General features: G+C 67.0%; 5 protein-coding genes. 1 reads left to right on the top strand and 4 read right to left on the bottom strand.

What is annotated here, in order from left to right; genetic code table 11:
* From VGD20_RS10915 to VGD20_RS10900, 4 genes are all read right to left on the bottom strand, one after another.
* The coding region (locus VGD20_RS10915; protein WP_331134470.1) for an efflux transporter outer membrane subunit at nucleotides 1-1,252 on the bottom strand (1,252 nt) is incomplete at its 3' end.
* Complete coding sequence (locus VGD20_RS10910) at nucleotides 1,249-2,406, bottom strand: HlyD family secretion protein (RefSeq protein ID WP_331134469.1); 1,158 nt, start codon at nucleotides 2,404-2,406, stop codon at nucleotides 1,249-1,251. The genes VGD20_RS10910 and VGD20_RS10915, both read right to left, overlap by 4 nt.
* A gap of 1 nt (nucleotide 2,407) precedes the next feature.
* Complete coding sequence (locus tag VGD20_RS10905) at nucleotides 2,408-4,072, bottom strand: MFS transporter (protein WP_331134468.1); 1,665 nt, start codon at nucleotides 4,070-4,072, stop codon at nucleotides 2,408-2,410.
* A 23-nt stretch (nucleotides 4,073-4,095) separates the two neighbouring features.
* Nucleotides 4,096-5,091 carry an alpha/beta hydrolase gene (locus VGD20_RS10900; protein ID WP_331134467.1) on the bottom strand — a complete coding sequence of 332 codons (996 nt, stop codon included), beginning with the start codon at nucleotides 5,089-5,091 and terminating at the stop codon, nucleotides 4,096-4,098.
* 172 nt (nucleotides 5,092-5,263) lie between these two features.
* Here VGD20_RS10900 and VGD20_RS10895 point away from each other — a divergent pair.
* Nucleotides 5,264-6,689, top strand: a 1,426-nt coding sequence (locus tag VGD20_RS10895; protein WP_331134471.1) for a CHAD domain-containing protein, incomplete at its 3' end; no start/stop codon positions are given.

The following is a 6,689-nucleotide window of genomic DNA, read 5'->3' as shown; positions in this document are numbered from 1 at the left end:
GCTCGAGATAGGGCGAATAGCCCTCGCGATAGCGATTGGTTGCGAGGCGCAAGCCCTCCGCCAGCGCATTGCGCTGCGACTGCGCGAACAGGATTTGCCGGTCGATCAGCCTGACCGCGGCGAGCGCATCCTCGACTTCGCGGAACGCCGTCAGCGCGGTGCGGCGGTAGGCGAAGGCCGCCTGATCGCGCTGCGCCCCCGCCGCATCGGCCTGCGCCGTCAGCCGGCCGCCCTGAAAGATCGGCGCAAGGATGCTGCCGCCGATCGACCAGATCGAGATCGGATCGTCGAGCAGGGTGGAAAAGGCAGCGCCCGCGGCAGAGGTGAGGCGCACTTGCGGCAGGAAGCGCTTGCGCGCCGCCGAGAGATTCTTGTCCGACGCCGCCAGCTGATATTCGGCCTGCGCGACATCGGGCCGGCGGCGCAGCAGGTCGGACGGGAGGCCGTCGGGAACGAGCGGTACCGTCAGCCGGTCGAGCGTCTCGCCGCGGCCGACGGCCTGCGGCGTGTCTCCGACGAGCTGGCTCAGCGCGTCTTCGGTGCGGGCGATCGCGAGTTCGATCTGCGGTACGATCTGTGCCGTCGCGTCATATTCGGCCTGCGCCTGTTCGAGTTCGAGCTTGGGCGAATAGCCCGATCCGACACGCGATTTTGCGATGCGAAGCGATTCCGAACGGGCGCGCACCGTCTCGCGCGCGACCTCCAGCCGCGCGTCGAGGCTGCGCAGCGTGACATAGTTGGCAGCGACCGCAGCGGCGACCGAGAGCTGGACCGAGTCATGCGCTGCCTCGCTCGCAAACCACGAATCGCGCGCGGCGGATTTCTGGTCGGCGAGGCGGCCGAACAGGTCGACTTCATAGGCGATCTGGATTTGCGGCTGCGCAAAATTCTGCTCGGACGGCTGGCCGAAGGCATTGACCGACCGCGACCGCCCGCCGCCGAGCGTCGCGTCGATCGTCGGCAGCGTTTGCGCGCGCGCAAGCGCGACATTGGCGCGCGCCTCGCGCACCCGCGCCGCGGCAACGCCGATGTCGCTGTTGTTCGCGAGCGCCTTGTCGACAAGTGCGGTCAGGGCGGGGTCGCCGAAGGAGCGCCACCAGTCGCGTTGCAGCGCTGCGGTGGGACCGGCATCGGTCCGCCACGCGACCGGCGGCGTAACGGGCGGTACCGCGGTCGTTGCGACGTCCGGTCCGGCGCAGGCGGCGAGGGCGGCCGCGATGACCGGCGCCAGCGCGAGGTGCGATATCTTCACCGCGGCGATCCACTGCTTGTGTCGACATGGACCTCGACCGACATGCCGGGGCGCAGCCTTTTCGCCGCCGGCTGGTTACCATCGATCGCGATCCGCACCGCGATCCGCTGCGCTACCTTGACGAAATTGCCGGTGGCGTTGTCGGCCTTCAGGACCGCGAATTCCGATCCCGCAGCGGGCGACAGATTCTCGATCCGCCCGGTCAGTTCGGTCCCGCCGAGCGCGTCGACGCTGAACCGCGCGCGCTGGCCGATCGCCATGTCGCCGGTCTGCGCTTCCTTGAAATTCGCGATGACCCAGACATTGTGCGGCACAACCGACAGCAATTGGGTGCCCGCGGTGACATAGGCGCCCTGGCGCACGCCGATCTCGGACAATTGGCCGTCGGCGGGCGCGCGGATGATCGTGTTGTCGAGGTCGATCTGTGCAAGGCGCAGCTGGGCTTTCGCCGACGCGACCGCGGCTTCGAGGCCCGCGCGTCCGACGACGACCGTGCGGACGTCCTGCGTCCCGATCGCGCGGCTAGCGCGCGCCTGCTGCAGCGACGCCTGCGCCGCGAGCAGCGCGGCGCGCGTCTGGTCGAGCTCGCGGGTCGAGATCGAGCCGTCGGCGGCGAGCGTGCGCGCGCGGCGCATGTCGGCTTCGGCGCGCGTCAGTTGCGCCTGTGCATTGGCGATGCCGGCGTTCTGGCTGTCGGTGGCGACTTCGCGCGAGCGCTGCGCCTGCGCCGAATTGGCGAGCGACGCTTCCTGCGCCGCGACATTGGCTTCGGCCTGCGCGACGCGCGCGCGGTAGATGCGATCGTCAATGGTCGCGAGGACCTGTCCTGCCTTGACCTCGGCGAAATCCTGCACGGCAACGCGCGTGACATAGCCGCTGACCTGCGGGCTGATGATCGTCACCCGCCCGCGGACATAGGCATTGTCGGTCCGCTCCGACCCGCCCGAAAAGGGCGGGAGCTGCCACGAGTAGAGGATCGCGAGGATCGCTACCAACGCCACCAGCACGATGGCGACGACGGTCGTGCGGGTCTTGTCGGGCGGTCGCCATGCCGACGGCCGCGCGTCGACCTGCGGGTCGGTCGGCGGCGCAGCCTCGGGGGACGGAGCTGTCGTTTCCGGTTCGGGCTCGTTCGCCTTTGGCTCGTCGCTCATCTCATTGCCCCTGCTGCGCCTGTGCCTGCGCTTGCAGGCGCTGTACCAATAATATCACCGGTGACGGTTCGTTTCGTCGCCGGATCGACCAGCTGATCACGAAGCCCCAGATCGTCGTCAAGATTGCAAGTACCCCGACCAGCAGGAATACGTCATTATACGCAAGGATATGCGCCTCGCGCGTGACCTGCTGACTCAGCAGCGCGGCGCCTTCGGCGCTGCGTAGCGCGGGGTCGCCCACCGTTCCCGCTACAACGCGGCTGCCCGCACCCAGCCGCGCCGTGACCAGCGGGTCGCTCGCGACGATATTCTGGACCAGTTCGTGCGAATGATATTTTTCGCGGACGGTCTGGAAGGTCCCGAGCAGGGTGCCGCCCGCCAGCCCGCCGATGCTCTGGCTCATACTGAACAGGACGACGAAGCTGATGAAGTTCTTTCCGCCCGCGAGCAGGGTCCGGGCGATACCGATCACCATCGCCTGCGCGAGGAAGAGCAGCGAGGCAAAGCCGATCAGCGCCTGGCTGAGATAGAAATGGCCTGGCCGGGTCAGGTTCGTTGTATTCGCGTCCATGAAGGATGCGATCACGATCAGGATGACCGCGATGATGATCGGCCGTGACAGATTGTCGGGGCGGAAAGTCAGCACCGCGGTCGCGAGGCCGGCGATCGACGCGAATACGACGATCAGGTTCAGCGTGACCATCTGGTCGTTGATCATGCCCACCGTGTTCAGGAAACCGACCGAGCCGAACGCCTGTTCGGAAAGCAGGATGCGGACCGACGCGGCGACCGCCATCAGCCGCAGCATCTCGCGCGTGCCGAGCCAGCGCGTGTTGATCAGCGGATTCCTGCGATGATGTTCGACCAATATGGCAGCGGCGATCAGCGCCACGCTCGCCGCGAGCGACCAGCCGATCCACGGCCGTTCGGCCCACCACTGGATCCGCCCCTGCGAGAGCACGGCGATCAGCAGCCACAGTCCGGGCGCGAGGAGGCCGAAGGTGAGGAAGTCGAGCGGTTCGAACACCTTCTCGCGCTCGCTTGGCGGTAGCGGCTGCGCCCACACCGCGGCGAGCGTCGCGAGCGCGAGGCCGAATTCGAACCAGTAGAGATTGTGCCAGTCGCCCCAGATGAGCAGCCCCGGCGACAGGACGCGCGCGAGCGGGGTAGCGATCTGCGGGATACAGATGCCGATCATCACCGCGGCGAGCCGCTTCGAAGCCGGAAGCGCCTGAAAGAAATAGAGAATGGTCAGCGTCGAGAGGCCGCTCGCCGCGATGCCGCTCATCGCCCGGACCGCAACCGAGGTCCAGAAATCGTGGATGAACAGATGCATGAGCGTCGTCACCGCATAGGCGACGAGCGTGTAGCGGATGAACGGCTGAAGCCCGAATTGCTGGCGGTATTTGACGAGCAGCAGGTTCGCGGTGACGTTCGTCATGAAATAGGCGGCGGTCAGCCACGCGGCTTCGTCGCTGTTGAGCCCGAGCGTCCCCTGCGCGAAATTGAGGTTGACGGTGACGAGCGCATTGCCGAGCCCGCCGGTGATCCCGATCAGGCAACCGATCAGGAAATGGCGCACCATGCGCGAAGTCGGATGATCGGGATTGGCCGGCGACCCGGGAAGCGTCGGCCGTTCGTGCGGTTTGAAGACATAGTCCGCCATGGCGGGCTAGGCCCTTTTCGCGGTCACGGGCGCGCCACGTCGAGCATTGCCTCGACAAAGGCGGCCGGTGCTTCCTGAGGCAGATTATGCCCGATGCCGCCGGTGAGCAGCCGATGCTGATAGCGGCCGGTGAATTTGGCGGCATAGGCGGCGGGATCGGGATGCGGGGCGCCGTTGGCATCGCCCTCCATCGTGATCGTCGGCACGGTGACGACGGGCGCCTTGGCCAGTTGCTGCTCGATCGCGTCGTAGCGCGCTTCGCCTTCGGCAAGGCCGAGTCGCCAGCGGTAGTTGTGAATCACGACATCGACATGGTCGGGGTTGTCGAATGCCGCCGCCGACCGGTCGAAGGTGGCGTCGTCAAAAGCCCATTTGGGCGATGCGATCCGCCAGATCAGCCTGGAGAATTCCTTGCGATATTTCGTATAGCCCGCGCGGCCGCGCTCGGTCGCGAAATAGAATTGGTACCACCATTGCAGCTCGGCCTCGGGAGGCAGCGGCATCTGTCCCGCCGCCTGGCTGCCGATCAGATAGCCGCTGACCGCGACGAGCCCGCGCACGCGGTCGGGCCAGAGTGCCGCGATGATGTCGCAGGTCCGCGCGCCCCAGTCGAACCCGCCGAGGATTGCACTGCGGATCCCCAGCGCGTCCATCATGGCCAGCGTGTCGGACGCCAACGCGCCGGGCTGGCCATTGCGCCTTGTGCCGGCTGCGAGGAAGCGGGTCGCGCCATAGCCGCGCAGATGAGGGACGATGACGCGATAGCCCTTCGCCGCCAGCGCCGGCGCGACCGCTTCAAAGGCATGGATGTCGTACGGCCAGCCGTGCAGCAGGATCATCGCCGGCCCGGCGGCGGGGCCATATTCGGCATAGGCGATTTCGAGCAGGTCGGTGCGAACGGTCTTGAGCGGCGGGATGGCGGGCGCCGCTGCCGTACTCGCGATGGCCGGTACGCACGGAGCCGTAGCGGCAATTATCGCGGCGCCCAGCAGGCTGCGGCGAGTCGGTTCAATGAACATGATTTTCCTTACCGCATCGCGGGCGCGCGTGCAGCCTGTTCGGAGGTATTACTTCGCCGACCGATGATATGGTACCGAAGGCCGGTTTCAGATGTTAAGGTTTGGCGAGCGATATTGTCCTTTCCGCGGCGCGTGTCGTCGCGGCGTCGCATAACGCCGGGATAAAGTGCCGATGGCGAATGAGGTCGAACTGAAGCTCGAACTGTCACCCGCGGCGGCCGATCTCGTCGCGGCCTCGGGGCTGCTCGCGGGGACGCCCGGAAAAGCGCGTCAGATATCGACCTATTTCGATACCGATGACCAGGACGTGGCAAAGGCAGGCTTTTCGCTTCGCATCCGCCGGACTGGCAAGAAGCGCATCCAGACGATCAAGGCGGATGGCGCCAGCGCGGCGGGATTGTTCGTGCGGTCGGAATGGGAATGCGCGGTCGGGCAGGATATTCCCGTGCTCGATTATTCGACCCCGCTCCCGACGCTGCTTGGCGATGCCGCCGATGCCATCGCGCCCGTGTTCGAGGTCCGTATCGACCGCCAGACCTGGCTTGTCGAGGATGGCGGGGCATCGATCGAACTGGTGCTCGATTGCGGCAAGGTCGTGGCCGGGGAGCGCTCGGCGCCGGTCTGCGAGATCGAGCTCGAACTCAAGTCGGGCGACAGCGGCGCGTTGTTCGACCTCGCGCGCAAGATCGATGCCGCTGCCCCGGTGCGGCTGGGCGTGCTCACCAAGTCCGAGCGCGGTTACCGTCTGTCGGCGCCGGTCCAGCCGAGCGCCAGGGCCGAGCCCGTTGCGCTCAAGCCCGCGATGACCGCTGCGGAGGCGTTCGGCCGGATCATCCAGTCGTGCATCCGCCATTTCCGGCTGAACGAAGCGCTGCTGCTGACGGCCGGCGATCCGCACGCGCTGCATCAGGCGCGCGTCGCGCTGCGCCGGATGCGATCCGCCTTTTCGATATTCCGGCCGGTCATCGGCGACGACGGGGCGCATCTGCGCGACGAATTGCGCTGGCTTGCGTCGACTCTCGGCGAAGCGCGCGATCTGGACGTCCTGTTCGACCGGGCGCAGGCGGGGGCGCTTCGCGATCGCATCGCCGCCGCGCGGGAAACCGCGTACGACCGCGTGCGCGAGGTGCTGGAATCGCCGCGCGCGCGCCTGTTGATGTTCGATATCGCCCGATGGATATCGCCCGGCGCGCGGGCCGATACCAACGGTGGCAAGGCCGATGGCAACCAGCCGGCCCGCGCCTTTGCCGGGAGCGCGCTTCGCCGGTACCGGCGCAAGGTCAGGCGGCTCGGGCGCGATCTCGCGCATCTTGATGACGAGACGCGGCACGAAGTCCGCAAGAATGCCAAGAAATTGCGCTACGCGACCGAATTCTTCGCCTCGCTCTTCGAACGCAAACAGGAAAAGCGGCGATACAAGCGCTTCCTCGCTGCGCTCGAGGAATTGCAGGACCGGCTCGGTGCGCTCAACGACCTCGTTTCGGCGCCCGATGTTCTGGAGCGGGCGGGGCTGGCCGGAAACGCCGAGGCGGCCGGATTGCTGGCTGGCAATGCGGGAAAGAAGAAGCTTATCGAACAGGCCGAAGCCGCCCACGACG

This window comes from Sphingopyxis sp., assembly GCF_036402335.1.
Taxonomy (GTDB): domain Bacteria; phylum Pseudomonadota; class Alphaproteobacteria; order Sphingomonadales; family Sphingomonadaceae; genus Sphingopyxis.
The sequence above is the reverse complement of the archived record's forward strand: the minus strand, read 5'-3'. Positions and strand labels throughout refer to the sequence as shown.

What these genes read in the sequence shown, in the direction of transcription:
- VGD20_RS10900 (WP_331134467.1), bottom strand. Translation starts at nt 5,091, where the DNA reads ATGTTCATTGAACCGACTCGCCGCAGCCTGCTGGGCGCCGCGATAATT.
- VGD20_RS10905 (WP_331134468.1), bottom strand. Translation starts at nt 4,072, where the DNA reads ATGGCGGACTATGTCTTCAAACCGCACGAACGGCCGACGCTTCCCGGG.
- VGD20_RS10910 (WP_331134469.1), bottom strand. Translation starts at nt 2,406, where the DNA reads ATGAGCGACGAGCCAAAGGCGAACGAGCCCGAACCGGAAACGACAGCT.